Annotated in this window: 29 protein-coding genes and 1 other RNA gene; 14 read left to right on the top strand and 16 right to left on the bottom strand. The window is 67.8% G+C overall.

Annotation, left to right across the window (positions count from 1 at the left end):
* The first annotated feature begins 1 nt into the window (after nt 1).
* Nucleotides 2–1,885, top strand: coding sequence for an XrtA/PEP-CTERM system amidotransferase (locus LRP66_RS05595; protein WP_230481530.1), 1,884 nt, complete (start codon nt 2–4; stop codon nt 1,883–1,885).
* A gap of 123 nt (nt 1,886–2,008) precedes the next feature.
* Here LRP66_RS05595 and LRP66_RS05590 read toward each other — a convergent pair whose 3' ends face one another.
* From LRP66_RS05590 to LRP66_RS05575, 4 genes are all read right to left on the bottom strand, one after another.
* The gene (locus LRP66_RS05590) at nt 2,009–2,998 is read right to left on the bottom strand and encodes an alpha/beta hydrolase (RefSeq protein WP_230481529.1); all 990 of its coding nucleotides are present in this window, start codon (nt 2,996–2,998) and stop codon (nt 2,009–2,011) included.
* A 107-nt stretch (nt 2,999–3,105) separates the two neighbouring features.
* A complete protein-coding gene (locus LRP66_RS05585) occupies nt 3,106–3,252 on the bottom strand; it encodes a hypothetical protein (RefSeq protein WP_230481528.1) in 147 nt (48 codons plus the stop codon).
* Nucleotides 3,252–4,301 (bottom strand): 1,9-bis(guanidino)-5-aza-nonane synthase, encoded by a 1,050-nt coding sequence (locus LRP66_RS05580; RefSeq protein WP_230481527.1) that lies wholly within the window; start codon nt 4,299–4,301, stop codon nt 3,252–3,254. The genes LRP66_RS05585 and LRP66_RS05580 overlap by 1 nt, the downstream gene beginning before the upstream one ends.
* Nucleotides 4,302–4,484: 183 nt before the next feature.
* Nucleotides 4,485–5,720, bottom strand: a complete 1,236-nt coding sequence (locus LRP66_RS05575) for a type III PLP-dependent enzyme (protein ID WP_230481526.1) — start codon at nt 5,718–5,720, stop codon at nt 4,485–4,487.
* Nucleotides 5,721–5,861: 141 nt separating this feature from the next.
* On the opposite strand from LRP66_RS05575, the gene LRP66_RS05570 reads away from it, so the two are divergent.
* The 3 genes from LRP66_RS05570 to mtgA all read left to right on the top strand — a co-directional run bounded on the left by LRP66_RS05570 (nt 5,862) and on the right by mtgA (nt 7,732).
* Nucleotides 5,862–6,824, top strand: a complete 963-nt coding sequence (locus LRP66_RS05570; protein WP_443026661.1) for a threonine ammonia-lyase — start codon at nt 5,862–5,864, stop codon at nt 6,822–6,824.
* Nucleotides 6,824–6,991 carry a hypothetical protein gene (locus tag LRP66_RS05565; protein ID WP_230481525.1) on the top strand — a complete coding sequence of 56 codons (168 nt, stop codon included), beginning with the start codon at nt 6,824–6,826 and terminating at the stop codon, nt 6,989–6,991. Before LRP66_RS05570 ends, LRP66_RS05565 begins: the two co-directional genes overlap by 1 nt.
* A 66-nt stretch (nt 6,992–7,057) precedes the next feature.
* A complete protein-coding gene (gene mtgA / locus LRP66_RS05560; protein ID WP_230481524.1) occupies nt 7,058–7,732 on the top strand; it encodes a monofunctional biosynthetic peptidoglycan transglycosylase in 675 nt (224 codons plus the stop codon).
* A gap of 186 nt (nt 7,733–7,918) precedes the next feature.
* Here mtgA and LRP66_RS05555 read toward each other — a convergent pair whose 3' ends face one another.
* From LRP66_RS05555 to LRP66_RS05520, 8 genes are all read right to left on the bottom strand, one after another.
* Nucleotides 7,919–8,170: a hypothetical protein gene (locus LRP66_RS05555; protein WP_230481523.1), complete on the bottom strand. Its 252-nt coding sequence runs from the start codon at nt 8,168–8,170 to the stop codon at nt 7,919–7,921.
* Between the two features lie 80 nt (nt 8,171–8,250).
* A complete protein-coding gene (locus LRP66_RS05550) occupies nt 8,251–8,574 on the bottom strand; it encodes a YbaB/EbfC family nucleoid-associated protein (RefSeq protein WP_230481522.1) in 324 nt (107 codons plus the stop codon).
* 1 nt (nt 8,575) lies between these two features.
* Nucleotides 8,576–10,252 (bottom strand): DNA polymerase III subunit gamma/tau, encoded by a 1,677-nt coding sequence (locus tag LRP66_RS05545; protein WP_230481521.1) that lies wholly within the window; start codon nt 10,250–10,252, stop codon nt 8,576–8,578.
* Nucleotides 10,253–10,398: 146 nt separating this feature from the next.
* Nucleotides 10,399–10,496, bottom strand: an RNA gene (gene ffs / locus LRP66_RS05540) — signal recognition particle sRNA small type.
* Between the two features lie 62 nt (nt 10,497–10,558).
* A complete protein-coding gene (locus LRP66_RS05535; protein WP_230481520.1) occupies nt 10,559–10,855 on the bottom strand; it encodes a hypothetical protein in 297 nt (98 codons plus the stop codon).
* A gap of 97 nt (nt 10,856–10,952) precedes the next feature.
* Nucleotides 10,953–11,258 (bottom strand): 2Fe-2S iron-sulfur cluster-binding protein, encoded by a 306-nt coding sequence (locus LRP66_RS05530; RefSeq protein ID WP_230481519.1) that lies wholly within the window; start codon nt 11,256–11,258, stop codon nt 10,953–10,955.
* Nucleotides 11,255–12,316 (bottom strand): cysteine desulfurase family protein, encoded by a 1,062-nt coding sequence (locus tag LRP66_RS05525; protein WP_230481518.1) that lies wholly within the window; start codon nt 12,314–12,316, stop codon nt 11,255–11,257. Before LRP66_RS05525 ends, LRP66_RS05530 begins: the two co-directional genes overlap by 4 nt.
* Nucleotides 12,313–13,365 carry a cysteine desulfurase family protein gene (locus LRP66_RS05520; protein WP_268992436.1) on the bottom strand — a complete coding sequence of 351 codons (1,053 nt, stop codon included), beginning with the start codon at nt 13,363–13,365 and terminating at the stop codon, nt 12,313–12,315. The genes LRP66_RS05525 and LRP66_RS05520 overlap by 4 nt, the downstream gene beginning before the upstream one ends.
* 109 nt (nt 13,366–13,474) lie before the next feature.
* On the opposite strand from LRP66_RS05520, the gene LRP66_RS05515 reads away from it, so the two are divergent.
* Complete coding sequence (locus LRP66_RS05515; protein WP_042483786.1) at nt 13,475–14,131, top strand: alpha/beta hydrolase; 657 nt, start codon at nt 13,475–13,477, stop codon at nt 14,129–14,131.
* Nucleotides 14,132–14,234: 103 nt separating this feature from the next.
* Nucleotides 14,235–14,465, top strand: a complete 231-nt coding sequence (locus LRP66_RS05510; protein WP_230481516.1) for an isochorismatase family protein — start codon at nt 14,235–14,237, stop codon at nt 14,463–14,465.
* 8 nt (nt 14,466–14,473) lie between these two features.
* On the opposite strand, the gene LRP66_RS05505 is transcribed toward LRP66_RS05510, so the two are convergent.
* The 4 genes from LRP66_RS05505 to LRP66_RS05490 all read right to left on the bottom strand — a co-directional run bounded on the left by LRP66_RS05505 (nt 14,474) and on the right by LRP66_RS05490 (nt 18,070).
* A complete protein-coding gene (locus LRP66_RS05505; protein WP_230481515.1) occupies nt 14,474–14,899 on the bottom strand; it encodes a GNAT family N-acetyltransferase in 426 nt (141 codons plus the stop codon).
* A gap of 11 nt (nt 14,900–14,910) precedes the next feature.
* On the bottom strand, nt 14,911–16,146 hold the full coding sequence (locus LRP66_RS05500) for a flavin monoamine oxidase family protein (protein ID WP_230481514.1): 1,236 nt from the start codon (nt 16,144–16,146) through the stop codon (nt 14,911–14,913).
* Nucleotides 16,147–16,148: 2 nt separating this feature from the next.
* Nucleotides 16,149–17,054, bottom strand: a complete 906-nt coding sequence (rpoH, locus tag LRP66_RS05495) for an RNA polymerase sigma factor RpoH (protein ID WP_230481513.1) — start codon at nt 17,052–17,054, stop codon at nt 16,149–16,151.
* Between the two features lie 68 nt (nt 17,055–17,122).
* The gene (locus tag LRP66_RS05490; RefSeq protein ID WP_230481512.1) at nt 17,123–18,070 is read right to left on the bottom strand and encodes an RluA family pseudouridine synthase; all 948 of its coding nucleotides are present in this window, start codon (nt 18,068–18,070) and stop codon (nt 17,123–17,125) included.
* Between the two features lie 17 nt (nt 18,071–18,087).
* On the opposite strand from LRP66_RS05490, the gene LRP66_RS05485 reads away from it, so the two are divergent.
* The 8 genes from LRP66_RS05485 to LRP66_RS05450 all read left to right on the top strand — a co-directional run bounded on the left by LRP66_RS05485 (nt 18,088) and on the right by LRP66_RS05450 (nt 25,195).
* The gene (locus tag LRP66_RS05485) at nt 18,088–18,543 is read left to right on the top strand and encodes a M67 family metallopeptidase (protein WP_230481511.1); all 456 of its coding nucleotides are present in this window, start codon (nt 18,088–18,090) and stop codon (nt 18,541–18,543) included.
* Nucleotides 18,540–19,184: a histidine phosphotransferase family protein gene (locus LRP66_RS05480; protein WP_230481510.1), complete on the top strand. Its 645-nt coding sequence runs from the start codon at nt 18,540–18,542 to the stop codon at nt 19,182–19,184. Before LRP66_RS05485 ends, LRP66_RS05480 begins: the two co-directional genes overlap by 4 nt.
* 60 nt (nt 19,185–19,244) lie before the next feature.
* Nucleotides 19,245–21,572 carry an ATP-binding protein gene (locus LRP66_RS05475; protein ID WP_230481509.1) on the top strand — a complete coding sequence of 776 codons (2,328 nt, stop codon included), beginning with the start codon at nt 19,245–19,247 and terminating at the stop codon, nt 21,570–21,572.
* Nucleotides 21,569–21,997, top strand: a complete 429-nt coding sequence (locus LRP66_RS05470; protein WP_230481508.1) for a chemotaxis protein CheW — start codon at nt 21,569–21,571, stop codon at nt 21,995–21,997. The genes LRP66_RS05475 and LRP66_RS05470 overlap by 4 nt, the downstream gene beginning before the upstream one ends.
* 92 nt (nt 21,998–22,089) lie before the next feature.
* Nucleotides 22,090–22,455, top strand: a complete 366-nt coding sequence (locus LRP66_RS05465; RefSeq protein WP_230481507.1) for a response regulator — start codon at nt 22,090–22,092, stop codon at nt 22,453–22,455.
* A gap of 14 nt (nt 22,456–22,469) precedes the next feature.
* The gene (gene cheB, locus LRP66_RS05460) at nt 22,470–23,546 is read left to right on the top strand and encodes a chemotaxis-specific protein-glutamate methyltransferase CheB (protein WP_230481506.1); all 1,077 of its coding nucleotides are present in this window, start codon (nt 22,470–22,472) and stop codon (nt 23,544–23,546) included.
* Complete coding sequence (locus tag LRP66_RS05455) at nt 23,543–24,439, top strand: CheR family methyltransferase (protein ID WP_230481505.1); 897 nt, start codon at nt 23,543–23,545, stop codon at nt 24,437–24,439. The genes cheB and LRP66_RS05455 overlap by 4 nt, the downstream gene beginning before the upstream one ends.
* 66 nt (nt 24,440–24,505) lie before the next feature.
* Nucleotides 24,506–25,195, top strand: a complete 690-nt coding sequence (locus LRP66_RS05450; protein WP_230481504.1) for an N-acetylmuramoyl-L-alanine amidase — start codon at nt 24,506–24,508, stop codon at nt 25,193–25,195.
* The last annotated feature ends 50 nt before the right edge of the window (nt 25,196–25,245 follow it).

Raw genomic sequence — 25,245 nt, 5'->3', positions numbered from 1 at the left:
CATGTGCGGGATCGCCGGTCTCTTCCACCCCGCCACGCCCAAGCCGGTCGATCCCGCCCGGCTGCGCGCGATGATCGGGGCGCAGGCGCATCGCGGACCCGATGGGCAGGGGATATGGACCGCGCCCGGCGTCGGCTTCGCCCATGCGCGACTGTCGATCATCGACATAGCCGGTTCGCCGCAGCCGATGGTCGAGGACGAGGTCGCGGTCTGCTTCAACGGCGAGATCTATAATTACCGCGCTTTGCGCGACGAATTGCGCGCGCGCGGCGCCGTGTTCCGGACCGACGGCGATACCGAGGTGCTGCTGCATGGCTGGCGGCATTGGGGGCCGTCGATGCTCCATCGGCTTGTCGGCATGTTCGCCTTCGCCATCCACGACGCCAAGGCGGGATCGCTGTTCCTGGCGCGTGACCGTCTGGGGGTGAAGCCGCTCCATTGGGCCGAACTGCCCGATGGCGCGATCGCCTTCGCCTCGGAGATGAAGGGGGTGCTCGCGCATCCGCTGTTCCGCCGTCGCCCGGACATTCGCGCGGTCGAGGATTATCTCGCATTCGGTTACGTCCCCGACGACGCGAGCATCGTCGCCGGGGTCCAGAAGCTCGCCGCGGGGCATTTCCTGCTTATCGAGCGCGGCAAGCCGGTTCCGCGCCCGCGCCTCTGGTGGGACATCGACTTTTCGCACCGCGAAACCGGGTCGCCCGCGCAACTGGCCGAAGGCCTGCTCGAGCGGATGCGCGAGGGGGTCACCAGCCGGATGGTCGCCGACGTGCCGCTGGGCGCCTTCCTGTCTGGCGGGGTGGACAGCTCGGGCGTCGTCGCGCTGATGGCGGAGGCCAGCGCGCTCGCGGTCCGCACCTGCACCATCGGGTTCGAGGAAGCCGGACTGGACGAGCGCGGCCATGCCCAGGCGGTGGCGCGGCGCTTCGCCACCGATCATGCCGAGCGGGTGGTCCGCGCCGATGATTTCGCGCTGATCGACACGCTGGTCGCCCATTTCGACGAACCCTTCGCCGATGCCTCGGCGCTGGCGACCTACCGGTTGTGCGAGATGGCGCGCGAGCATGTGACCGTCGCGCTGTCGGGCGACGGCGCGGACGAGGCGCTGGCGGGCTATCGCCGCCATGTCTTCCATGCGGGTGAGGAGCGGGTGCGCGGCCTGATCCCCGCGAATCTGCGCAACCGGCTCTTCGGCACGCTGGGCCGCGTCTATCCCAAGGCGGACTGGGCGCCGCGTCCCTTGCGCGCCAGGACCACGCTGCTCGCCCTGGGCATGGACGGGGCGGAGGCCTATGCGCGCGCGGTCGGCGTCACCAGCCCGGAATGGCGGGCGCGCCTGTTCTCGAACGAGGCGAAGGCGGCGCTGGGCGGACACCGCGCGGAGGATCGCTACGTCGCCGCGATGCGCGCCGCGCCCGCCCGCGACGCGATCGACCGCGCGCAATATGCCGACCTCAAGATCTGGCTGCCGGGGGATATCCTGACCAAGACCGATCGCACCTCGATGGCGGTCGGGCTGGAGGCGCGCGAGCCGCTGCTCGATCACCGGCTGGTCGAATATGGCGCCCGCCTGCCCGCCGCGATGCGGATACACAAGGGGCAGGGCAAGTGGCTTATGAAGAAGGCGCTGGAACCCTACCTCCCGCGTGACATCCTCTATCGCCCGAAGATGGGGTTCGTCACGCCGATCAGCGCGTGGTTCCGGGGCGCGCTCGCCGACGATGCCGCGCGGCTTGAGCATTCGGGACTGCTGCGCGAGACGGGGTGGTTCCAGCTCGCCGAGTTGGGACGGATGGCGGCGGACCACCGCGCCGGACGGGCGGATCACGGCCGGACCTTGTGGCAGATGCTGATGCTCGAGCGGAGCCTGGCGCGGCTGTTCTGACGGCACGGCGTTCGCACCGGGCGAAGTGGGCGCGGTCGAACGCCCATTCCTCCCCAAGCTACGCTGGCCCAAGCTATGCTGGGGGAGGGGGACCGCCCGGCGCAGCCGGGTGGTGGAGGGGCATCACCCCTTCAACGTCTGAGCGATCCACCGGTCGAACAAATCGGGCCATAGCCGCTCGGGCGAGCCCTCCGGCGCGCTCAGCGCGCCGAACCCGTGGCCGCCGCGTTCGAAGAAATGCGCCTCGACCGGCACCTTCGCCGCGCGCGCCTGGGTCAGCACGTCGAGCGACTGGTCGATCGGCACCAGTCCGTCATCCACCGCGTGAACGAGGAAGAGCGGCGGCGTGCTCGCATTGATCCGGCGCGGCGTGTCATAGCGCGCCTTGGTCGCCGGGTCGGGGTTGGGGCCGAGGAGATTGTCGCGCGACCCGATATGGGTGCTCGGCGTCGACAGGCTGGCGACCGGATAGACCAGCCCCGAATAGCGCGGCTTGGCCGATTGGCGGTCGGCGGCGTCGATCGGCGCATAGACTTTGTCATCGTAACCGACGGTCAGCGACGCGGCCAGATGGCCGCCCGCCGAGAAGCCGACGATGCCGAGATTGGCCGCATCGATGCCATACCGCCCCGCATTGGCGCGGATCAGGCGCATCGCGCGCTGCGCATCCTGCAGCGGCACGTCGGCCTGATCGTCCCACCCCTCCGAGGGGAGGCGGTAGGACAGGGCGAAGACGGTGATGCCATGCGGGTTGAGCGTGCGGGCGACGTCGATCCCCTCATTCTGGATCGACACGAAGCCATAGCCGCCGCCGGGAATGGTCAGCACCGCGCGACCATCGGGCCGCTCGGGCCGGAATACCGCAACGATGGGATTGGCCGTACCGCGCAGCCACAGATTCTGCTGGCCCGCCGGGCCGTTCATCGACGGGTTGGGCCTGGGGAGCGTGGCGCGCGCACCGGGCGGACGGCCAGGCCAGAGCGGGAAATGCTCGGCGGGCGGCCAGGGCGTCATGCCACCCGCGGGAGCGGGGGTGGATTGGGCCGTCGCCCGCGCCGCGAGCGGCACAGCGGCCATGGCACCGATCAGAGAACGTCGGTCGATCACATGCATCCCCTCGAATCCCGGCGCATGATAGCGCTTGGCGAAACGAGGGTGCCGGGGCGTCGACCGCTCGGCAAGTGAAAAGGGGCGGAACCTCGCGGTGCCGCCCCCTGACATTAATGGCCGTACTTCTTGATCCCGCGGCGGCGCAATTTCTCTCGCTTGCGCCGACGCATATAGGGGATCGTGAATGCCACGACCGACAACAGCACTGCCGCGATGATCAGATAGGCAAGCTGTTCCCGTTCCAGAAATTCCAGCATTAGTCGAAAATCGCTCCCCAACGACGCTTGACGCGCTCACGCCAATGGCCGCGATGATAGGCGTCCGAGGCGAGGAGCGGCATGACAGAACCAGCTTCGGCGAATACCATCTGCTCGAGGGTCGTGTCCACCTTGCCCCAGCTCGCCGCTTCCTTCAGCGTCGAGGACGAGCAGGCGCCGTCGCGCACGTCGGCGACGGTGATCTGCACGGCGTACTTGTGCATCTCGACATCGTCATGGCCCAGGATCTCGGCGCAAACCACCGTATCCTGGATGAAATTCTTCGGCACGCCGCCGCCGATCATGAGCAGGCCGGTGGTGCCCGCCTTGATCTTGATGTCGGTCAGCTCGCGGAAATCGGCGATGGCATCGAGCACCATGTACGGCTTGCCTTCCTTGGCCCGCTCGACCTGGTGCTTCACCAGACCGAAGCCCGCCGACGAATCGACGAAGGCCGGGCAGAAGATCGGCACGTCATGCTCATAGGCGAGCTTGACGAGGCTGTTGTCCTTCTTGCCGTGCTCGACCAGATACTTGCCCATCTCGCGGATGAAGGCGCGGCTGGAATAGGGCTTCGGCTCCAGCGAGTCGGCGATCTTGCCGATCGTGTGGTCGCAGTCCTGAAGCTGCTCTTCGTCGATATAGGTGTCGTAGATGCGGTCGATGTAGAGCGAGCGCAGCGTGTTGTCGTCCGGCACTTCCAGCGCCTGATAATGCTTGTGGCCCAGGCCCTCGAAGAAGTCCATGTCGACGATCGACGCGCCGGTGGCGACGATGCCGTCGATCATGTTCGACCGCAGCAGCTCGGCATAGAGGTCCATGCAGCCGCCCGCCGAGGTCGAACCCGCGATCACCAGGAAGATCGAGCAGTCCTTGTCGGCCAGCATCTGGTTGTAGATGCCGGTCGCGCGCGCCAGGTCGCGGCTGGTGAAGCTCATCTTGCCCATCGAATCGATGATCGGGCGGGCGTCGAACGAAGTGATGTCGATATGCTCGACCACGCTGGAGAGCAGCTCGGCCTTACGGTTGTCGTTGATCGTGTCGGTCATGATGGTTCCATCATCATCGAGAAGCCGTCGTCGTTATTGGGGACGCGGTAACCCGGCTGGCCCGAACTCGCGCGACCGGCGGGTTCGGAATGGGAAGGGGCCTTATCGCGGTCGAAACCGCAATGCCACCCCATTCCCTCCCGCCGGAGCGGAAGGGGATAAGGTCGTGGTAGGGTCGCTGGGTTACAGCTTGACGACGTTGGCCGGACGGACCGGCTCGACCTCGTCGCGATAGACCGAGAACATCGGCTCGTCGTCGGTCACGACGAACTCATGGCAAGTGAAGCCGTTGAACTGGGTCCGCATGGCCTGGCCATAGGCGCCCAGCATCCCGATCTCGAAATAATCGCCGGTGTTCGTGTCCGCGGGCAGCGGGAACGGACCCTGCATGAAATCGAGATCGTCGCAGGTCGGGCCCCAGAAGCTGAAGTCCATGTCGCGCGCGTCCGAGCTCGGCTCGCGCAGCAGCTGGACCGGATATTTCCACCCGATATGCGCCGCATCGAACAGTGCGCCATAGGCGCCGTCGTTGATGTACAGCTCATTGCCGCGACGACGCTCGACGCGCACCACTACGGAAGAATATTCCGCGCACAGCGCCCGGCCCGGCTCGGCCCAGAGTTCGGCCGAATAGGACACCGGCAGGCTCTCGAACGCGCGGTGGATCGTCTCGAAGAAACGCTCCAGCGGCGGCGGGGTCATGCCCGGATAGGCCGAGGGGAAACCGCCGCCGACATCGATCACGTCGACCGTGACCGCCGCCGCGACGATCGCCGCACGAACCCGCTCCATCGCCGCCGAATAGGCGTCGGGGGTCATGGTCTGGCTGCCGACATGGAAGCAGATGCCCAGCGCATCGGCGACCTGGCGGGTCGCGATCAGCAGGTCCTTCGACTCTTCCAGGCTGACGCCGAACTTCGACCCCAGGCTGAGCTTGGCATATTCGGACGACACGCGCATCCGGACGCACAGGGTCAGGTCGGTCGCACCCTTGGTGGCGCGGACGATCTTCTCCAGCTCTTCCAGGCAGTCGAGCGAAAAGGTGCGGACGCCGTGCGTGAAATAGGCCTCGGCAATCGCCTCTTCCGACTTCACCGGATGCATGAAGCAGCAGACGGCCTGGGGAACGACCGACTTCACCAGACGAACTTCCGCGATCGAGGCGGTGTCGAAATGGGTGATGCCATTGTCCCACAGGATCTGGATCAGATCCGCGGACGGATTCGCCTTCACCGCATACATCGGCCGACCCGGAAACTTCTCGACGAAGAATCGGGCGGCGCGCGCAGCGGCGTGCGGGCGAAGCAGCGTGACCGGATCAGCCGGACGACGCTTGGCGATGTCGATGCCGCGCTCCAGATTGGAGGGGACGGCGGTCGAGTGGGCAGCTAGCCCCAGCGCGCGATGATTCTGGTGCAACTCAAGGGACCTCCAATTGCCTGACGGCATACGGTGACAAAAAGCTGCCTTGCGGTTGGAAGTCCCATGGGGCAGCGGAGGCGCGAAATAGGGTCGGCGTTTTCGAATGTAAAGCGGTAGAGAGGGTGTCGGAGATAAAAAGTGACAATCCTGAGACAGCCGACAAAAGCGGGGGTCCGCGACGCCGCGGAAAAGATCGCCCGCATCCTCCCGCCGACCCCGATTTTTCCCTTTCAGATCAATGGGAAAACAGTGGTTTTCAAGGCGGAAAATCTACAGCCGATCGGGGCATTCAAATTGCGCGGCGCGTGGCACCGTCTGACCGCGCTGGACGCGGATTCGCGGGGGCGGGGCGTGGTCGCCTTTTCGTCGGGCAATCATGCGCAGGGAATCGCCTGGGCCGCGCGTCGTCTGGGAATCGCCGCGACGATCGTGATGCCCGCCGATGCGCCCGTGTCGAAGCGCGAGGGCACGCTCGCGCTGGGGGCGGAGATCGTCGATTACGACCGCGCGACCGAAAGCCGCGAGAAGATCGCGCGTCGGCTTGCCGAGGCGCGCGGTGCGACCCTGGTGCCGAGTTTCGATGATCCCTGGGTGATCGAGGGGCAGGGTTCCGCAGGGATCGAGGCGGCGGCGCAGATGGCGGCGCTGGGTCTGGCTGCGCCCGCCCATGTCGTGACGCCCTGTGGCGGCGGCGGGCTGGCCGCTGGGCTGACTTTGGCATTGCCCGAGGCGCGGGTGACGGTGGTCGAACCCGAAGGCTGGGACGATATGCGTCGGTCTCTGGAGGCGGGGTGGATCGAGCCGGTGGGCGACAATCCGCCGCCGACCGCCTGCGACTCGCTCCAGACGACTCGCGTGTCCCCACTGACCTTCGAGGTGCTGGCAAGACGCGGTGCGGAGGGTGTCGCGGTCAGCGAGGCGGAGGTCGCGGCGGCGCAGCGCTTTGCGGCGGAACGGTTGCGACTGGTCGTGGAGCCGGGCGGGGCGGTGGCGCTGGCCGCGCTGCTGGCGCGCAAGGTCGCGGCGGAAGAGGGGATGCTGATCCTGCTGTCGGGCGGCAATGTCGACCGCGCCGCCTATGCGCGTGTGTTGGCCGGCTGATGGACGGGATCGCACAGGCTGCGCCCGCACTCGCGATGCTGGCGGCCTTCGCCTGTGTCGCGGGCGGGATCGTCACCCTCCGGCGCGGCGAGCGGTTGAAGGGGGTGCTGATGCTGGTGATGTCGGTGGTGCTGGTGGGCAACGTGCTGATCTGGACGATGCCATAATCCCCGCGTGCCGGGAGGGTCGTTCCGGCAAGTGACGTGCCCGGCAAACCCCGCTAAGAGCCCGCCATGTTCCGCATCGCTCGCTGGGCCCTGAAGGCCGTGCTCGCCTTTGTGATCCTCAGTGTCGTCTGGGTCGGCATCTATCGCTTCGTGCCGCCGCCCTACACCTTCACCATGCTGGGCGATTCGATCGGCGGGCATGAGGTGACCAGGGACTGGATGCCGCTGTCGGAGATGGACCCGAACATGGCCCGCGCCGCGATCGCGGGCGAGGATGCGCGCTTCTGTTCGCATAACGGTTTCGACTTCAAGGCGATGGCGAGCGCGGCCTATCGCAACGCCAAGGGCGGGCGAATCCGTGGCGGCTCGACGATCAGCCAGCAGACCGCGAAGAACGCCTTCCTCTTCCAGGGCGGCGGTTATGTCCGCAAGGGTTTCGAGGCGTGGTTCACCTTTCTGATCGAGCATCTGTGGGGCAAGCGGCGGATCATGGAGGTGTATCTGAACGTCGCCGAGACGGGCATCGGGACCTATGGCGCGAATGCCGGGGCGATGCGCTATTTCGGACATGACGCCTCGCATCTGTCGCCGACCGAGGCGGCGCGGATCGCCGCCGTCCTGCCGTTGCCCAAGAAGCGGGCGGCGGTGGCGCCGACCGGGTTCGTGCGGCGGCATGGCAATGTCATCACCCGCTATGTCGGGGTGGTACGGCGGCAGGGGTTGGACGCCTGCATTCGGTAGGGGCGGTCTCGGTGAGACACCTTGCCCTCCCCCATCCCCTCCCGCTTGCGGGAGGGGCGTGATGGTCGATAGTGCAGGATCAAACAAGGCCGCGAATGGCGCGTGCGGCTCGCCAAGAACACGCCCCTCCCGCAGGCGGGAGGGGATGGGGGAGGGCTCCGCCGCAAGCGACGAAGCCCGCGCCGATTACTTCGCGTCGCCCGAAATCGCGTCGCCCGCCTTCTTGGCGGTATCGCCGACGCTCTTGGCCGCAGAGGTCACCGCCGCGTCGCGTCGGTTCTCCGCACCGCCACGGCTGAACAGATAGAAGCCCCCGACCAGCACCGCGACCAGCAGCACGATGGCGATCGCGATGCCGCCGCCGCCGCTACGACGCTCGATCACGGTGGTGGAGTGCGGCTGGGTTCCGTAGGTTTCGGTAACACGTTCGTCGGCCATGACATTCCCTCCTCTGTTGATGGAGGATGCAACGCCATGACCGGCGTACCGTTCCCGAAACGATATCCCGGAGCGCGCTGTCAGAAGGGCAGCTTGAATCCCGGCGGCAGCGGCAGGCCGTTGGTCATCTTCGACATCTCGGCGCCCGAGGCGGTGTCCGCCTTGGTCCGCGCGTCGTTGATCGCGGCGGCGAGGAGATCCTCCAGCATCCCCTTTTCCGACGGCTGCATCAGCGAGTCGTCGATGGTGATGCCGATGATCCGGCCCTTGGCGGATGCCTTCACCTTGACCAGGCCGCCGCCCGAGACGCCCTCGACCTCGATCGTGTCGAGGTTGGCCTGCGCCTTTTCCAGTTCGGTCTGGACATTCTGGGCCATCGCCAGGATTTCGTCGAGATTCTTCACATCATGCTCCGTTCACACTGCGTTTGCCGGGCCAATCCATCAGTTCGGCCTCGGGGAAAGCCTCGCGGGCGGCGCGGACCATGTCCGATTCCCACGCGGCGGTCTTGATCGCTTCCTCGGCCGCGACCTGCTGTTCGTGCAGCGTCGGCTGGCCGGGCATGTCCTCCATCGTGACGCGCCAGACCTGGCCGGTCGAGGTCTTCAGCGCGGCCGTCAGTTCGTTCAGCGTGTCCGCCGCGATCGGACGCGATCCGCTGAACGCCACCTCCGGCGGTGCATAACGCACGAGACGCGCGCCATGGCGCAACCGCGCGGCCAGCGCCAGCTGCCCCATATCGTCGAGCCGGTCGATCATCGCGACGAAGCTGTCGGGCAGTTTGGGAGGTTCGGGTGCGGCGGGCGCGGCGATGGCGACGGGGGCGGGAGCGGGAGCGGGAGCGGCGGCCTGCGTGATCTGTGGAGCGCTCGGGGTGGAAACGCCGCCGTCGCGGATCTGTCGCGCCAGTTCGCCCGGATCGGGCAGGGTCGACGCATGGATCGCGCGGAGCAACGCCATTTCCGCCGCCTCGATCGGCAGCGCGGCGCGGGCGACCTCGTCATGGCCCTTCAGGAACAACTGCCACAGCCGGTGCAGCGCCGGGAAACTCAGCGTTCCCGCCCATTCCTCGCGCGCGGCGCGTTCCTCCAGCGGTTGCGCCGCGTCGGGCGGCGTGCCGACCTTGGTCAGGGTGATGCCGTGCACCGTCTCCAGAAGCGAGCGGAGCACCGATTGCGGGTCGACGCCATAATCATATTGCCGCCGGAGCGACGCCAGAGCGCCCGCGCCATCGCCGTTCAGGATGAGCCCGAGCAGGTCACGCACCGCACCCCGGTCCGACAGGCCCAGCATCTCGCGAACCGCGCCAGCCGTGACGCCGCCGCCCTCCAGATCGGCATGGGCGATCGCCTGGTCGAGGATCGACAGTCCGTCGCGCGCCGACCCTTCCGCCGCGCGCGCGACCAGCATCAGCGCCTCGTCCTCCGCCGACACGCCTTCCTTGACGCAGATGTCGGCGAAATGCGCCGCCAGCTTGTCCGCCGTGATCCGCCGCAGATCGAACCGCTGGCAACGCGACAGGACGGTGATCGGAACCTTGTTCACCTCGGTGGTGGCGAACAGGAACTTCACATGCGCGGGCGGCTCCTCCAGCGTCTTCAACAACGCGTTGAACGCGTTCTTGGAGAGCATGTGGACTTCGTCGACGATGTAGATCTTGAACCGTGCGGAGACGGCGGCATAGCGCGACGCCTCGATGATCTCGCGCACGTCGTCGACGCCGGTGTGGCTGGCGGCGTCCATCTCGATCACGTCGATATGGCGGCCCTCCGCGATGGCGCGGCAGGGTTCGCAGACGCCGCAAGGCTGGATGGTGGGGCCGCCGGTGCCATCGGGGCCGACACAGTTGAGCGCCTTGGCGATCAGCCGCGCGGTGGAGGTCTTGCCCACCCCGCGCACCCCGGTCATCAGGAACGCGTGCGCCAGCCGGTCGCGCTTGATCGCGTTGCCCAGCGTCTGGACCATCGCGTCCTGCCCGATCAGCGCGTCGAAGGTCTGCGGCCGGTATTTGCGCGCGAGGACGCGATACGCCTCGGCCTTTGCGGGCTGGGGCGGTTCGCCCAGGTCGAACGAATCAGCCATGTCGGTTCTGGTTGGTCGGGGTGAGGGAAATCATCGCGCACCAACATAGGCGCTCGGGCGCGCGGCGTCAGGTATAATCGTGAAGCCCATCATCCCCTCCAGCGCCGGAGCGGTCGAAAAGCGGGCGATGCACTTGGCAACAGGTGGAAGGTGGGAGCCGGGACGACCCGCAGCGAAATCGTTGCGGCTGCTTCCGTCAGGACCTGACCGGGTTGGCGATGACTACGTCCGCCCGACTCCCGCCGCGCATATGGCGAAACGGTGCCGGGGGATCAAGTGTTTATCCCACCGGCACCAAAGATCGGATCAGCGGCGGAAGCACTGACGCTGCGGACCGTTCCAGGTCCGGACCCAGCGGCAGGTCACGCGCGGGCGGCCATAGCCATAGCCGTTGCCGTGCCAGCCCGGTCCGCGATTCCAGCCAGGCCCGCGATGCCAACCCGGTCCGCGATCCCAGCCGGGACCACGATGATGCCAGCCCGGCCCGCGATCCCGTCCAGGGCCATGGCCCCAGCGATCATGCGGCGCGGCATCGGCGGGGGTGGCGGCGGCAACGCCCGACACGGCGATCAGACCGGCGCCCAAAACAGCAAGTAGTTTCATAACGCTTTACTCCCGGTGGACCCGCCTTTCGGCGAGCATAGGGGAATAATGCGGGACGGCCGATGATCGATGCCTGAACCCCACTGTTATCAAAGGTTCATGGAAGCCGGGCGATCAATCCGTCGAGCCTGGGCGTCAGGATGACCTGGCAGGCCAGGCGACTGGCGCGGGTCGCGTCGGGGACCAGATCGAGCATGTCCTCCTCCTCCGCCGTCGACGCGGGCAGACGATCGGCAAAGGCCGGGTCGATCAGGACATGGCAGGTGGCGCACGCCATCTGTCCGCCGCATGTCCCTTCCAGGGGCAGCCCCGCACGCTGCCCCGCGTGGAGCAGCGTCTCGCCGGGCGCGGCGTCGGTGGCTATCGTCCGGTCGTCGTTCGTCACGAAGGTCAGCGCGATCATCGCCGCTGCTCCCGCGCCGCCGCGTCGATACGGTCGATCGCCGCAAGGAACCCCGCCTCGGTCGTGTAGCGGCCGAAGCCCAACCGGATCGAGGATCTGGCCTCACGGTCGCTCAGGCCCAGCCCCGCCAGCACATGGCTCGGCCGCCCCGATCCGCTGGCGCACGCACTTCCGGCGGAGAAAGCGATGTCGCGGCAATCGGACATCAGCCGGGCGACGTCGAGGCCGTCGCGGCGGATATTGAGATTGCCGTGATAGCGCTGCCCGGTCGCTCCGTTGATCGCCCAATCGGGGCCCAGCCGCTCGACCGCCAGCGACCACAGCCGTGCGACATGCGCCATGTCGGCATCCTTTCGCTCTACCATCAGCCTGGCCGCCATGCCGAATCCGGCGCAGAGCGCGGGGCTGAGCGTGCCCGAGCGCCCGCCTTCCTGATCGCCGCCATGAAGCAGCGGGGGCAGGGTGATGCCGTCGCGGATCCACAGGGCGCCGATGCCCTTGGGGCCATGGATCTTGTGCGCGGAGATCGCGGCCAGATCGACCGCATCGGGGATGGCGACGCGGCCATAGCCCTGCACCGCGTCGCACAGCATCCACGCGCCGGCGCGATGGGCGTCCTCGGCAAGCGCGGCGACGGGCTGGATCGTGCCGATCTCGTTGTTGACCAGCATCGCGGCGACCAGCCCGGTTCCCTCGGGGATCGGTGCGGCCTGGGTCACGCCTTCGCCATCGACCGGCATGATGGCCAGCGGTCGACCGGTCGCCTTCGCCGTATCGAGCACGGCGGCATGTTCGATCGCGGTGGTGACGATCCCGCCGCGCGTTCCCTTGATCGCCCAGTTGAGCGCCTCGGTCGCGCCGCTGGTGAAGACGACGCGCCCGCCCGAGGGCAGGAGCGCCGCGACCTGATCGCGCGCGACCTCCACGGCGGCGCGCGCCTGTCGCCCGGCGCGGTGCGGGGAATGCGGGTTGGCGTGGCCCTGTTCCAGCCAGGGCAGCATGGCCTTCAGAGCTTCCGGCGCAAGCGGTGACGTCGCCTGATAGTCGAGATAGGTCACGCCGCTTCCACCCGCCTGCCCCGCGCGATCGCCCGCCAGGCCGCGACGAAGCGATCCACGTCATTGCGCGTCGTCGTCCGCCCGAAGCTGACGCGCACCACCTCGCGGCCCGCCTCGACGTCCCAGCCCAGCGCGGCGAGGACGTGGCTGGGCTTCAGGCTGCCGCTGGCGCAGGCACTGCCCGCCGAGACGGAAATTCGCGCCAGGTCGAACTGGATCAACTGCGCGGCGGAGGGCTTGCCGGGCATGTGGTAGCTTGCGATGGCGGGGTGGCGGCGGCTGGCATCGGCGACGACGATCCCGCCCGAGCGGCGTATGGCATCGTCGCAATAGGCGCGCAATTCCTCATGATCGGGCTCGGGCTCGGCAAGCGCGGCGGCATAGGCCAGCACGCCCGGCATGTTTTCCGTGCCGGGGCGATAGCCGCGCTCCTGCCCGCCGCTGGGCTCCAGCAGCGCGAGGCCGCGGACCAGCAGCGCGCCGATCCCCGGCGGGCCGCCACGCTTGTGCGCCGACAGCGCGACCAGATCGGCATGGGCGATCACTTCCGGATCCGCTCCGGCGGGCATCTGCGCGGCATCGACCAGCAGGATGTGGCCGCTCGCATGGATCGTTTCCGCCAGCGCGGCGATCGGCTGGCGAACGCCGGTTTCGCTATTCGCCCATTGCACCGTCACCACCGCGCGGGGGCCGCTCAGATCGGGCAGGTCGAGTATGCCGTCGTGCCCGACCGGGATCACGATCGCATCCGGCGCGGCCCGCAACACCGCGTCGTGATCGATCGCGCCGACGAAGCGCCGGGTCGCCATCGACCGCGTCAGCGCGATGGCCAGGGACTCGCTGGCCCCGCTGGTGAACAGCAACTCGTGGCGCCAGCCCAGCGCGCGGGCGATGGCGAGGCGCGCATCCTCCAGCGCACGCCTGGCGGCGCGACCCTCGGCATGGGGGGAGGAGGGGTTGGCCCAGATCGCGCACCCCTCCACCAGCGCGGCGCGGGCTGCGTCGGTCATCGGGGTGGTCGCGGCATGATCGAGGTAAAGACGGGACAGGGTTCGTTGCCTAACTGGAATGATCGAACAATTGCGAAAAGGGGCTTCCCGCCTATATAGCGCAAGGTTCCCGGCGCTCCACCAGCGCGATCCAGATCGGCGAGTTTTGATGCCTGAAGTCATTTTTCCTGGCCCCGAAGGCCGCCTCGAAGGCCGTTTCGCTCCCGCTCCGCGTCCGCGCGCGCCCGTCGCCATGATCCTGCACCCGCACCCCAATGCGGGCGGCACGATGAACAACCGCATCGTCCAGGAACTCTACAAGACCTTCCAGCGGCGCGGTTTCGCCACGCTGCGCTTCAACTTTCGCGGCGTGGGCAAGAGCCAGGGCGTGTTCGACAACGGCATCGGTGAACTGTCCGACGCGGCCTCGGCGCTCGACTGGGTGCAGAGCTTCCACCCCGAAGCCTCGACCACCTGGATCGCGGGCGTCAGCTTCGGCGCATGGATCGGGATGCAGCTGCTGATGCGCCGCCCGGAAATTCGCGGCTTCATCTCGGTCGCGCCGCCCGCCAACATGTACGACTTCACCTTCCTGGCGCCGTGCCCCTCCTCGGGCATCATCATCCAGGGCGAAGCCGACGAGGTCGCCACCCCGGCCGCGACCCAGAAGCTGGTCGACAAGCTGCGCACCCAGAAGCACATCACCATCCATCACGACACCATTCCGAAGGCCAACCACTTCTTCGAGCATGAGATGCCCGAACTGATGGGGTCGGTGGACCGGTATCTGGACATGCGACTGGACCCGAACTCGCCGATCCGGTGAGGGGCAGGGCGTCCCCTGTCGCCGCTTCCTCCAGCGATGTCGGGATATCCCGACACGGCGTGCGGGCGCGAAATCGACGGCGAAGCCATCTCCATCAAGCGGCGTGACGCACCTCTATGTGGTCGGAGCGGTCGCGGGGTTCTGCGTCAATTCGACCGTGCGTTCGGCGTCGGATCTCGGCTATCGGATCAGCGTGATCGGTGACGCCGTCATCGGCTTCGACCTGCCTTCCGCCGGATTGGACGCGCAGACGATTTTCGACGTGACGATGGGTTTGCTGGCAGCGGACTTTGCCGAGGTGACGGACAGCGCGGCGGTGCTGGCCGACCTGTAAAATTGTCGTCAGCGCGTATGGACCCAGCAAGCCATGCCTTGCGAAAGGGGGGCGACCGGCTCGAACCCGAATTGCGCATAAAGCCGGTGCGCATCGCCATCGGCGATCAGATTGACATAGACCTCTGCGCTGGTCCGATCCGCGACATGCGCCATCAGCGCAGCCATCACAGCCTTGCCAAGCCCGCGGCTCTGATGCGCAGGATCAACCGCGATATCGGCGATTTGCAGACAAAGCGCCCCGTCGCCGACGATACGGCCCATGGCGACGGCGCGGCCATCATGCTCGATCGTCACGCCGAAGACCGTTCGCGGCAGGCCGGCCTCGGCCGCTGCGACGCTGCGCGGGGTCAGTCCGGCAATCTCGCGGAGACGCAGATAGTCGGCCACGGCCGCCACATCGGGACGCAGCGTGTAGCCAATGGGAAGCTGCATGGGGATTGTCGTCATGCGGTTCGATGAACCTCCGGATCGAAGATGGTCCTGGCCACCTCGGCGCCAGTGGTGAAGGCCCCGTGCGCGGTTGAAAAATCCTCGCGCGAGCAGGCCTCCCCCGCGAAGAACAGGCGGTCCTCGACCGGCCTGGCCAGCGCCTGGCGCGCGTCGGCATGACCTATCCTCGCATGGCTGTAGCTGCCGCCGATCAGGGGGACACCGCGCCAGCGCGTCGCGTCCAGCGGGGTGAAACGCCTGCGCCAATCACTACCGAGAAGTGCGACCAGTTCGTCGATCGCGAAGGCCGCCGCCGCGCCATCTTCCTCCAGCGCCTCGGCGCAGGGGCCGCCGAAGAAGCTCTCGACGATCGGCCAGCCGAAGGGCGAGAGGCGGTGGCTGGCCGTACAGGCGCTATGCGGATTGCCGGTCAGATGGGCATGGGCGGGCCAGGGCAGGGGGCCTTCGACCGACAGGAAAACCTTGTCGGCGAGTCCGAGCGGGAGGGCCGCGGCGGCGTCCTGCTTGGCGGGCAGAGGCGGATCGAAGCGCAGCCTGCCTTCCGCCAGCACGGTCGTCGGTACGGCGATGACGACCCGGTCGGCTTCGATCGTCCCGTGCGACGTCGCGATGCGGATCGTCCGACCGCGATGGTCGATCAGGGTCGCGGTCACGCCGGTTCGAATCGGTACGCCGCGCGCGTGATCCGCGATGACGGTGCCATAGCCTTCGACCACCGCCCAATTGTCCTCGCTCGCTGCCTCCTCATAGGCCGCCCAATCATGCAGCGAGACGTCGACAAGCGCCGCGCCGTTCACATAGCCCGATATGGCATCGATCATCGGCCGCCAGGGATCGTCGGTCGCCACGAAGTCGGATAGCGGGCGGTCCGGGCCTCTACAGGCGGCCAGGGCGGCTGTTTCGAATTGTTCGAAGGCATCGTCCGCCGCCGCCTGCTGGTCCGGCGGGAACCCCAGATCCTGCCATTGCGCGTCCCAGTTGGGTGCGCGGCGGTCGACGGTGAAGCCCGCCTGTTCGGCTATGGCGGTCCAGGGATTGCGCCTGGCGGAATGAAGCCAGCCACAGCCATGGTCGACGACATGGCCGGTCGGCAACCGGACGCTCCGCGCTCGCCCGCCAAGCCGGTCCGCCGCTTCGATCAGCAGGACTTCGGCGCCAGCGTCATGCAGCGTCCTTGCCGCCGCGATCCCGGCCGCGCCGCCGCCGATGACGACGGTGCGGCCGGTCATGCTCAGGCGGCCGCCAGCAGCCGCTTTTCACCGGCGATGCGCATCATCGCCTTTTGCAGCTTCTCGAACGCGCGCACCTCGATCTGGCGGACGCGCTCTCGGCTGACGCCATAGACCTGGCTCAGCTCTTCCAGCGTCTTGGGATCGTCGGTCAGGCGACGCTCGGTCAGGATGTGCTTTTCACGGTCGTTCAGGTCGTCCATCGCGCTTACCAGCATGCCGTGGCGGACGTCCGCCTCCTGCTGCTCGGCGACGACCGAGTCCTGGAGCGGCGCGTCATCGGCCAGCCAATCCTGCCACTGGCCCTCGCCATCCTCGCGCATCGAGACGTTGAGCGAGGTGTCGCCCCCCATCGCCATGCGGCGGTTCATGCTGATGACCTCGTCCTCGTTGACGCCCAGATCGGTGGCGATCTTGGTCACGTCCTCGGGGCGCAGGTCGCCGTCCTCGAACGCGTCGAGCTTCGACTTCATCCGGCGCAGGTTGAAGAACAGCTTCTTCTGGGCGGCGGTGGTGCCCATCTTCACGAGGCTCCACGACCGAAGGATATATTCCTGGATCGAGGCGCGGATCCACCACATCGCATAGGTGGCCAGGCGGAAGCCGCGATCGGGCTCGAACTTCTTCACGCCCTGCATCAGGCCGATATTCCCCTCCGAGATCAGCTCGGAGGTGGGCAGGCCATAGCCACGATAGCCCATCGCGATCTTGGCCACGAGACGCAGGTGCGAGGTGACGAGCTGCGCCGCCGCCTCCGGATCGCCATGCTCCTGGAAGCGCTTGGCGAGCATATATTCCTGCTCCGGGGCAAGGATCGGGAATTTCTTGATCTCGGCCAGGTAGCGGTTGAGCGACTGCTCCCCGCCGAGCGCAGGAATCGTCGCCGGGACGTTGCTGCCTTTTGCCATGATCCTTATCTCCCTTTCTGGAGCGTCATTCCGTTTCGTCCCGTCATCGGGTGCGAGGCGGTCTTCTGCTATACGTGAAGCCGACTGAACAGTTCCTGCATATCGGCGGGCATCGGGCTCTCAAACGCCAAAGCGTTACCGCTTATGGGATGAATAAAGCCCAGATGCGCCGCGTGCAGGGCCTGGCGCCGGAAATCGAGCGAGTCGAGCAGGGCTTTTTGAGCACCCTTTGTTCTACCATAGACCGGGTCGCCCAGCAAGGCGTGACCCAATGACTGCATATGAACGCGGACCTGATGGGTACGCCCCGTCTCCAGACGGCATTCGACGAGCGCGGCGTTGTTCAACTTTTCGATCGTCCGGTAATGGGTGACCGCGCGCTTGCCGCTCTGGACGATCGCGACCTTCTTGCGGTTGAGCGGGCTGCGCGCGAGCGGTGCGTCGACCGTGCCGTCGGCGGGACGCGGGATGCCGCCGGTGATCGCGCGGTAGCGGCGGTCGATCGAATGCGCCGCGAACTGTCTGGCGAGCCCCTCATGCGTACGGTCGGTCTTGGCCGCGACCATCAGCCCCGAGGTATCCTTGTCGATCCGGTGGACGATCCCCGGCCGCGCGACTCCGCCGATGCCCGACAGCGATCCGCCGCAATGATGGAGCAGCGCGTTGACCAGCGTCCCGTCCAGATTGCCCGCCGCGGGATGGACGACCAGCCCGGCCGGCTTGTCGATGACGATCAGATGATCGTCCTCATAAGCGATGACGAGCGGGATATCCTGCGGTTCGTTATGCGCCGGGGTCGGAGCTGGCACCGCGACCTGGAAGACGTCGCCCGCCGCCGCGCGCTTGGCCGGGTCGCGCGCCATCGTGCCGTCGCGGGTGACCGCGCCGCTGGCGATCAGCACCTTCAGCCGTTCGCGCGACAGAGTCGGCACCGCATCGGCCAGCGCGCGGTCCAACCGCCAGCCATCCGCTGTGGGCGCGATCCGCGCATCGATGATGGAAACCCCCCGGTCCATGGCCTAATAAATTGGGCATGACCGTAACGATTTCAAGCGATGCGCTGGATTTGATCGACAAATGCGCCGCCGCCTCGCCCGACCGGGAGATTTGCGGACTGCTGCTTGGGCGGGGCGCGCATATCGCCGTCGCCTTGCCCTGCGCCAATGTCGCCACCGAACCGTGGCACCGGTTCGAAATAGATCCGGCGGCGCTGATCGCGGCGCACCGGGCGGCGCGGTGCGGCGGTCCGGCGGTGATCGGGCATTATCATTCGCATCCCACTGGGCTTGCCGAGCCGTCACCCCGCGATGCCGCCGACGCCGCGCCGGACGGGACGATCTGGCTGATCGCGGGGCCCGCTGGTACGGTCACCGCCTGGCGCGCGGTGGCGGCGGGTCGGCGTCATGGTCGGTTCGATCCGCTCGACCTTGCTTGCGTCGATGTGACAGCCGCGCCACAAGGGGGCCATTCGTCGAGGGATTTTGCATGAACGTCAGCCCGGTGGATTTCGCGAGCCTGTTGTGTTCGCGACTGTGCCACGATCTTTTGTCGCCGGTGGGGGCGCTCAACAACGGGCTTGAACTGCTCGCCGATGAAACCGATCCGGCGATGCGCGAACGGTGTATGGAATTGCTCGCCGACAGCGCGCGTGCGTCGGCTAACAAGCTGAAATTCTTTCGGCTGGCGTTCGGTGCTGGCGGCGGGTTCGCCGACCGCGTCGACATGGGTGAGGCCAAGGCGGCGATCGAGGGGCTGCTGGTCGACAATCGCCGCACCACGCTCGGCTGGCTGGTCGAGCAACCCAGCCTGCCCAAGCCCGCCGTCCGCATCCTGATGAACCTGGCGCTGATCGCGACAGAGGCGCTCGCACGCGGCGGTACGATCGACATCGGTGCCGAGGCCGGTCGCGAGGCGATCGAGATCGCGATCCGGATCGAGGGGCCACGCATCCTGCTCGATCCCGAAATCCGCCGAACGCTGATGGAGGGGCAGGGGATCGAGCCGCTGGGATCGCGCACCGCCCCCGCCTTCCTGATCCACACGCTGACCACGCAGCATGGCGGCATGACCCTGGTCACCGAACCCGCTCCCAACACGATGATCCTGGGTTCGGCGATCCGCGCGGGGTAAACGCCCTTTTAATCTTGTAGCGGCATGAGGGAGTGGGAAATTTCGCTCCCTCGGGGACTTATGGACGACCTGCTGCAGGAATTCATTGCCGAGACTCGCGAAACGCTGGAGGCGCTCTCCGGCGAAATCGTCGCGTGGGAAGCGGCGCCGGCCGATCGCGCGCGGCTCGATGCGATCTTCCGTTTCGTTCATACCGTGAAGGGAAGCTGCGGCTTTCTCGACCTGCCGCGCCTCGCCCGATTGAGCCATGCGGCGGAGGATGTGCTGGCCGCCGTGCGCGATGGCGAGCGGGTGCCCGACACCGCGCTGGTCGATGCGGTGCTCGCCATCGTCGACCGGATCGGCGCGATCGTCGAGGCGATCGCGGCGGGCACCCCGCATGACGATTCGGACGACGCCGCGCTGATCGCCGCGCTTTCCGAAAAGCGGGCTGCGCCCGTCGCCCCCGCCAAGCGCGCGGTGACCGCGCCGCGCATCGCGCCGCGCAGCGTGCGTCTGAATGTCGACCTGCTCGACCGGATGATGAGCGGCATGTCGGACATGGTGCTGGCGCGCAACGAACTGGCGCGGCGGCTGCGCGACGATGTGCTCGACCCGCGTGTCGAGGCGGCGCTGGACCGGCTGTCGCTGACCGTCGCGGACATGCGCGACACGGTGACGCGCAGTCGGATGCAGACGGTCGACGGCTTGTTTTCCGCGCTGCCCCGGCTGGTGCGCGACGTGGCGGCCGAGTTGGGCAAGGCGGTGTCGCTGCGCATCGAAGGCGCGGATGTCGAGCTGGACCGCGAGATGATCGAGATGATGCGAGACCCGATGGTCCACATCATCCGTAACGCGATCGACCATGGCATCGAGACGCCAGCCGAACGCCGCCGCTTGGGCAAGCCGCAGACCGGTCAGATCCGGGTCAGCGCGCGTCAGTCGGGCAACCAGATCCTGATCGAGGTCGAGGATGACGGCGCCGGGATCGACGTGGCGCGCGTGGCCGCCAAGGCGATGGCGAGCGAACGTCGAAGCGCGGCCGAGGTGGCGGCGATGACCCCGGCGGAAAAGCTGCGCCTGATTTTCGAACCCGGCCTGTCCAGCCGCGACGCGGTCACCGCCACGTCGGGACGCGGCGTCGGCATGGACGTGGTGCAGGCCAATATCGAGCATGTCGGCGGTCGCGTCGCGCTCGACAATCGGCCGGGGCACGGGCTGACCATCACGGTGCAGGTGCCGCTCACCCTGTCGATCATGTCGACCATCGTGGTCGCGGTCGGCGACCAGCGCTTTGCGATCGCGCGGCAGACGATCGAGGAGATCGTGAAGCTGCGTGGCGATCAGGTGCGGATCGATCCGGTCGGCGATATCCGCATCGCCACGGTGCGCGGGCGTCGCCTGCCGATGCTGCCGCTCGGGCCGTTCCTGACGGTTGGCGAGAGCGATCCGACGACGCTGGTGATCGTGGCGACGCGCGACGGCGACTATGCGCTGGGCGTCGACGACGTGCTGGATACCGAAGAGGTGGTGGTGAAGCCCGCGGCGCCCGCCGTGATGGCGACTGGGCTCTACGCCGGACAGACCTTGCCCGACAGCGGCCTGCCGATGCTGCTGCTCGATGGTGGCGGGCTGGCGCAGGCGGCGGGTCTCCGCTTCCAGCGCGCGGCGATCGCCGCCGTCGCCGAGGTCGAGGAAGAGGCGACCGCCCCGGCGCTGTTGTTCGAGGATCTGGATGGCGTGCGTCGGGCGATTCCGCTTGGCGCGATCGACCGGGTCGAAAAGGCGCCGGTGTCGGCGATCCATCATCTGGGCGGCCTCGTTCGCCTGATCGTCGGCGAGACGACGATCCCGCTGCACCATGGCGAAGGCGTCGCGCCCCGCGATCTGGCATCGGGCGGCGAGATCGAGGTGATGCGCCTGACCGATGGCGAGAGCGAATGCGCCTATGCGATGCGCGGCGCGATCGAGATCATCCAGCTTCCCGCCGATATCGCGCCAGCACCGGGGCAGGGCCAGATTTTGGGCATCGCGGTCTGGGACGGGCTGCCTGTCGAGATACTCGACCCGCTCGCGCTGTTCGTCGATGTCGCGCCCGCCGGAGAGGGGGCGCGGCCGCCGCTTTGCCTGCTCGACGGCGCGGGGGCGGCGTGGATGGACCGGTTCCTGCGTCCGGTGCTGGAGGCGAACGGCTATCGCTGCGCGCTGCAACTGCTCAAGGACGAGGCACCCGCCGTGCGGCTGATGATGGACGACGATGCCGCGCCATCGGAGGCGTCCGGCGCGCCGGTGGTCCGTTTGCGGCGCGAGCGCGACATGCCCGCCGATCCCGACAGTATCTATCGCTATGATCGTTCGGCGCTGATCGCCGCGGTGGCGGGCCATGCCCGTCGGGGAGGCGGCCGATGACCCTGTTCCTGATCGCCAGCATCGCGGGCCAGGGCGTGGTGTTCGACGCCGACCAGGTCGACTCGGTGGTCGATATCGGCGACGTCGTCGCGGTGCCGCGCGCCGAGCCCTCGGTCCGGGGCCTGACCGCACTGCGCAGCCGGGTCGTGACGGTCATCGATACCCGGCGCGCGCTGGGACTGCCGCCGATGGCGCCGCAGAGCCGACGCGCGGTCATCACGCTGCAGGACGGGCATTATTATGCGATGCTGGTCGACGCGCTCGAGGATATCGAGACGTTCGAAACCAGCCCGATGCCGCATGTCCCGCCAAGCCGGGGCGCCTGGAGCCGCGCGGCGAACGGCATGGTGGTGCGCGACGGCGAGCCGTTGCTGATCCTCGACCTGTCGCGACTGGTGCCGCATGGCGTGCCCATCGTGGCGTGAGATTAACCCGCCTGTTACTTTTCAATCGCTATCATCGAAGCAAGGTCCCGGTGGGATCGGAATGATAGCGCATCAGTAGCAAGGCGTGCCGCATGAAAACCTGTCTCGTCGTCGATGACTCCAAGGTGATCCGAAAGGTTGCCCGGCACATATTGGAAACGCTCGACCTTCAGGTCCGCGAGGCCGGGGACGGGCGCGAGGCGCTTGAGGCGTGCCTGGAATCGGTGCCCGACGTGATCCTGCTCGACTGGAACATGCCCGTGATGAGCGGCATGGATTTCCTGCGCGCGCTTCGCGAGGCCAATCTGCCGCAGCGTCCGCGAATCGTGTTCTGCACCACCGAAAACGGCATGGCGCATATCCGCGCGGCGATCGATGCCGGGGCGGACGAATATATCATGAAGCCGTTCGATCGCGACACGCTGGAAAGCAAGCTCCAGCTCGTCGGCATGATCTGACGTCAGAGGGCGAGATGGCGGTTCGGGATCAGGGCGGCGTGACGTCGCAGGCGGTGCCGGCGAGCTATTCGGCCCCGACGCGCGTCCTGATCGTCGATGATTCGGCCGTCGCCCGCGCGCTTATCGCCCGGCAGATCGAACCCCATGCCCGCTTCGCCGTGGTCGGCGCGGTGGCGCATGTCGATGCCGCCCTGGCCTTCCTGGCAACCGAGCGCGCCGATATCATCCTGCTCGACGTGGCGATGCCCGGCATGGACGGAATCACCGCCCTGCCGAGCCTGCTCGCGGCCGGGCAGGGCGCGCGGATCATCATCGTGTCCTCCTCCACCCCGACCGGCGGCGCGGCGGCGGTGCAGGCGCTGGCGCACGGCGCGGCCGATACGCTGGTGAAGCCCAAACCCCAGGGCCTGTCGGAATTCTCGGAGGCGCTGCTCCACAAGCTCGACGCGCTGGCCAGTCCGGCGGAGCGCGGCGCGGCGGCGGCGAGCCTTCCGGCGGCGCTGATCGGCCATCCCCGTCCGGAGATCATCGGGATCGGCGCGTCGACCGGCGGCATCCATGCGCTGGCGCAGCTGCTGACGCAGCTTCCCGTCACGCTGAGCGTGCCGATCGTCATCACCCAGCATCTGCCCGCCTCGTTCATGCCGTTCTTCGCCGCGCAGCTCACCACGGTGGCGCGCCGCCCCTGCGATGTCGCCGAGGACCGGATGCGCGTGCGCGCCGGTCGGATCCTCGTCGCGCCGGGCGACGCGCATGTCACCTTCGCGCCCCTGGCCGATGGCGGCGCGTCGATCCGGCTGCGGCATGACCGGGCGAGCAGCGGCTGCCTCCCCTCGGTCGATCCGATGTTCGCGTCGATCGCGGAGGTCTGGGGCGACCGCGCCTGGGGTATCGTCCTGACGGGCATGGGACGCGACGGCATGGAGGGCGCGCGGGCGATGAAGTCGGCGGGCGCGACGGTGATCGCGCAGGATCGCGACAGCTCGGTCGTCTGGGGTATGCCGGGTGCGGTCGTGACCAACGGCCTGGCCGACTGCGTCCTGCCCCCCGGCGCGATCGGGTCGATGATCGCGGCGGGAGCAGGGGCATGACGATGCCGGGTATGAGCTGGTCCCCCAGCATGTCCGGACGGTCCGTCGCCCCGGCGACGGCACCCGCATCGGGCCAGGCGCTGACCGTCCTGACCGCGCTGCTGGAGGCGCGGACCGGGCAGCAGATCGTCAGCCACCGCTCGACGCGGGTCGACACCGTCCTCCTGCCTTTGATGCGCGAGCGGCGGTTCGATACGCTCGACCAGCTGGTCATGGCGGTGCTGGACGGTCGCGATCCGACGCTGGCCGGGCGGGTGGTCGACCTGCTGGTCAATGGCGAGACGTCGTTCTTCCGCGACCCGCATGTCTTCGACCAGCTCCTCTCCATCGCCGCCGAGGTGGAGAGGACCGGGCGCCGTCCCCGGATATGGAGCGTCGGATGTTCATCGGGGCAGGAGCCGCTGTCGATCGCGATGCTCTTCGCCGAACGCCATGAGGCGACGGGGACGCCGGTGCCCGAAATCGTCGCGACCGACGTGTCCGATGGGGCGTTGGCGCGCGCGCGCTCCGGATGCTTCACCCAGTTCGAGGTTCAGCGCGGCCTGCCGATCCGGCATCTCGTCCGCTGGTTCGAGGGGCGGCCGGGCAATGAATGGGCGGTTCGCCCCGAACTTCTCCGCCATGTCGGCTTCCGCCAGATGAACCTGGTCGCCGATCCCGCGCCGGGGGGCCTGTTCGACATCGTCCTGTGCCGCAATGTGATGCTCTACCTCGCGCCCGAACCCAAGCGGCGCGCCTTCCGGACCATCGCCGATGCCATGCGCCCGTCGGCCGCATTGATCCTGGGCGCGGGCGAGACGGTGATCGGCCAGACCGAGCTGTTCCAGCTCGCGCCCGCCGGACGCGGCGTGTACGAAAAGGGGCAGGGCGGGGATTCCCTTCGCCGCGCATGAAGTCATATCCTTGCGCCCGCTATGCCGCTAACAGAGGCGGCGAACCGGGGTCGCTCAGGAGGTTGCATGACGATCGTCGAAACGCCGTCGCCCAATTTCGACGCGCGTAGCCTGCCCATCACGATGATCGTATTGCACTATACGGGGATGCAGGATGCGGAGTCCGCGATCGCGCGCCTGCGCGACCCCGAGGCCAAGGTCTCCTGCCATTACCTGGTCGCCGAGGACGGCACGGTCCTGCGCATGGTCGACGAAGAGAACCGCGCCTGGCACGCGGGGCGCTCGCACTGGCGCTCGATCGAGGACGTCAATTCGGCGAGCATCGGGATCGAGATCGTCAATCCCGGCCATGACTGGGGCTATCGCCCCTTTCCCGACGAACAGATCGCGGCGGTGATCGAACTGGTCGCGGATATCCAGAAGCGGCACGGCATCACGCGCGGCAACATCGTCGGCCATTCCGACATCGCACCCGCGCGGAAGCGCGATCCGGGCGAGCTGTTTCCCTGGGGCGCGCTGGCGCGGCGGCGGCTCGCGCTGCCGCGACCGACCCGCAATCTGATGGACCCGATGTGGACCGAGGCCGGGTTCTGCCTGGCGCTGGAGCGGTTCGGATATGACGTGACCGACCGGATGGCGGCGATCATGGCGTTCCAGCGGCGATTTCGCCCGGAACTGATCGATGGCGAGATCGACGCGGAATGCCGGATGATCCTGCTCGCGCTGCTGCTGCCGCGTCCGCAGGGGGATGATTGAGGGCAAGCCCCTCGGCCTTCGACCTCACCCGGGCTGAACCGAGCGCGGGG

The sequence above is a fragment of the Sphingomonas sp. Leaf21 genome, assembly GCF_916858675.1.
In the GTDB taxonomy this organism is placed as follows: Bacteria; Pseudomonadota; Alphaproteobacteria; order Sphingomonadales; family Sphingomonadaceae; genus Sphingomonas.
This window is presented reverse-complemented; position numbering and strand designations above follow the sequence as displayed.

Bases quoted from the DNA above. Each gene is read 5' to 3' on its own strand.
- LRP66_RS05595 (WP_230481530.1), top strand. From the start codon at position 2: ATGTGCGGGATCGCCGGTCTCTTCCACCCCGCCACGCCCAAGCCGGTC.
- LRP66_RS05590 (WP_230481529.1), bottom strand. From the start codon at position 2,998: ATGCATGTGATCGACCGACGTTCTCTGATCGGTGCCATGGCCGCTGTG.
- LRP66_RS05585 (WP_230481528.1), bottom strand. From the start codon at position 3,252: ATGCTGGAATTTCTGGAACGGGAACAGCTTGCCTATCTGATCATCGCG.
- LRP66_RS05580 (WP_230481527.1), bottom strand. From the start codon at position 4,301: ATGACCGACACGATCAACGACAACCGTAAGGCCGAGCTGCTCTCCAGC.
- LRP66_RS05565 (WP_230481525.1), top strand. From the start codon at position 6,824: ATGGACGGGATCGCACAGGCTGCGCCCGCACTCGCGATGCTGGCGGCC.
- mtgA (WP_230481524.1), top strand. From the start codon at position 7,058: ATGTTCCGCATCGCTCGCTGGGCCCTGAAGGCCGTGCTCGCCTTTGTG.
- LRP66_RS05555 (WP_230481523.1), bottom strand. From the start codon at position 8,170: ATGGCCGACGAACGTGTTACCGAAACCTACGGAACCCAGCCGCACTCC.
- LRP66_RS05545 (WP_230481521.1), bottom strand. From the start codon at position 10,252: ATGGCTGATTCGTTCGACCTGGGCGAACCGCCCCAGCCCGCAAAGGCC.
- LRP66_RS05535 (WP_230481520.1), bottom strand. From the start codon at position 10,855: ATGAAACTACTTGCTGTTTTGGGCGCCGGTCTGATCGCCGTGTCGGGC.
- LRP66_RS05530 (WP_230481519.1), bottom strand. From the start codon at position 11,258: ATGATCGCGCTGACCTTCGTGACGAACGACGACCGGACGATAGCCACC.
- LRP66_RS05515 (WP_042483786.1), top strand. From the start codon at position 13,475: ATGCCTGAAGTCATTTTTCCTGGCCCCGAAGGCCGCCTCGAAGGCCGT.
- LRP66_RS05505 (WP_230481515.1), bottom strand. From the start codon at position 14,899: ATGCAGCTTCCCATTGGCTACACGCTGCGTCCCGATGTGGCGGCCGTG.
- LRP66_RS05500 (WP_230481514.1), bottom strand. From the start codon at position 16,146: ATGACCGGCCGCACCGTCGTCATCGGCGGCGGCGCGGCCGGGATCGCG.
- rpoH (WP_230481513.1), bottom strand. From the start codon at position 17,054: ATGGCAAAAGGCAGCAACGTCCCGGCGACGATTCCTGCGCTCGGCGGG.
- LRP66_RS05490 (WP_230481512.1), bottom strand. From the start codon at position 18,070: ATGGACCGGGGGGTTTCCATCATCGATGCGCGGATCGCGCCCACAGCG.
- LRP66_RS05485 (WP_230481511.1), top strand. From the start codon at position 18,088: ATGACCGTAACGATTTCAAGCGATGCGCTGGATTTGATCGACAAATGC.
- LRP66_RS05480 (WP_230481510.1), top strand. From the start codon at position 18,540: ATGAACGTCAGCCCGGTGGATTTCGCGAGCCTGTTGTGTTCGCGACTG.
- LRP66_RS05475 (WP_230481509.1), top strand. From the start codon at position 19,245: ATGGACGACCTGCTGCAGGAATTCATTGCCGAGACTCGCGAAACGCTG.
- LRP66_RS05470 (WP_230481508.1), top strand. From the start codon at position 21,569: ATGACCCTGTTCCTGATCGCCAGCATCGCGGGCCAGGGCGTGGTGTTC.
- LRP66_RS05465 (WP_230481507.1), top strand. From the start codon at position 22,090: ATGAAAACCTGTCTCGTCGTCGATGACTCCAAGGTGATCCGAAAGGTT.
- cheB (WP_230481506.1), top strand. From the start codon at position 22,470: ATGGCGGTTCGGGATCAGGGCGGCGTGACGTCGCAGGCGGTGCCGGCG.
- LRP66_RS05455 (WP_230481505.1), top strand. From the start codon at position 23,543: ATGACGATGCCGGGTATGAGCTGGTCCCCCAGCATGTCCGGACGGTCC.
- LRP66_RS05450 (WP_230481504.1), top strand. From the start codon at position 24,506: ATGACGATCGTCGAAACGCCGTCGCCCAATTTCGACGCGCGTAGCCTG.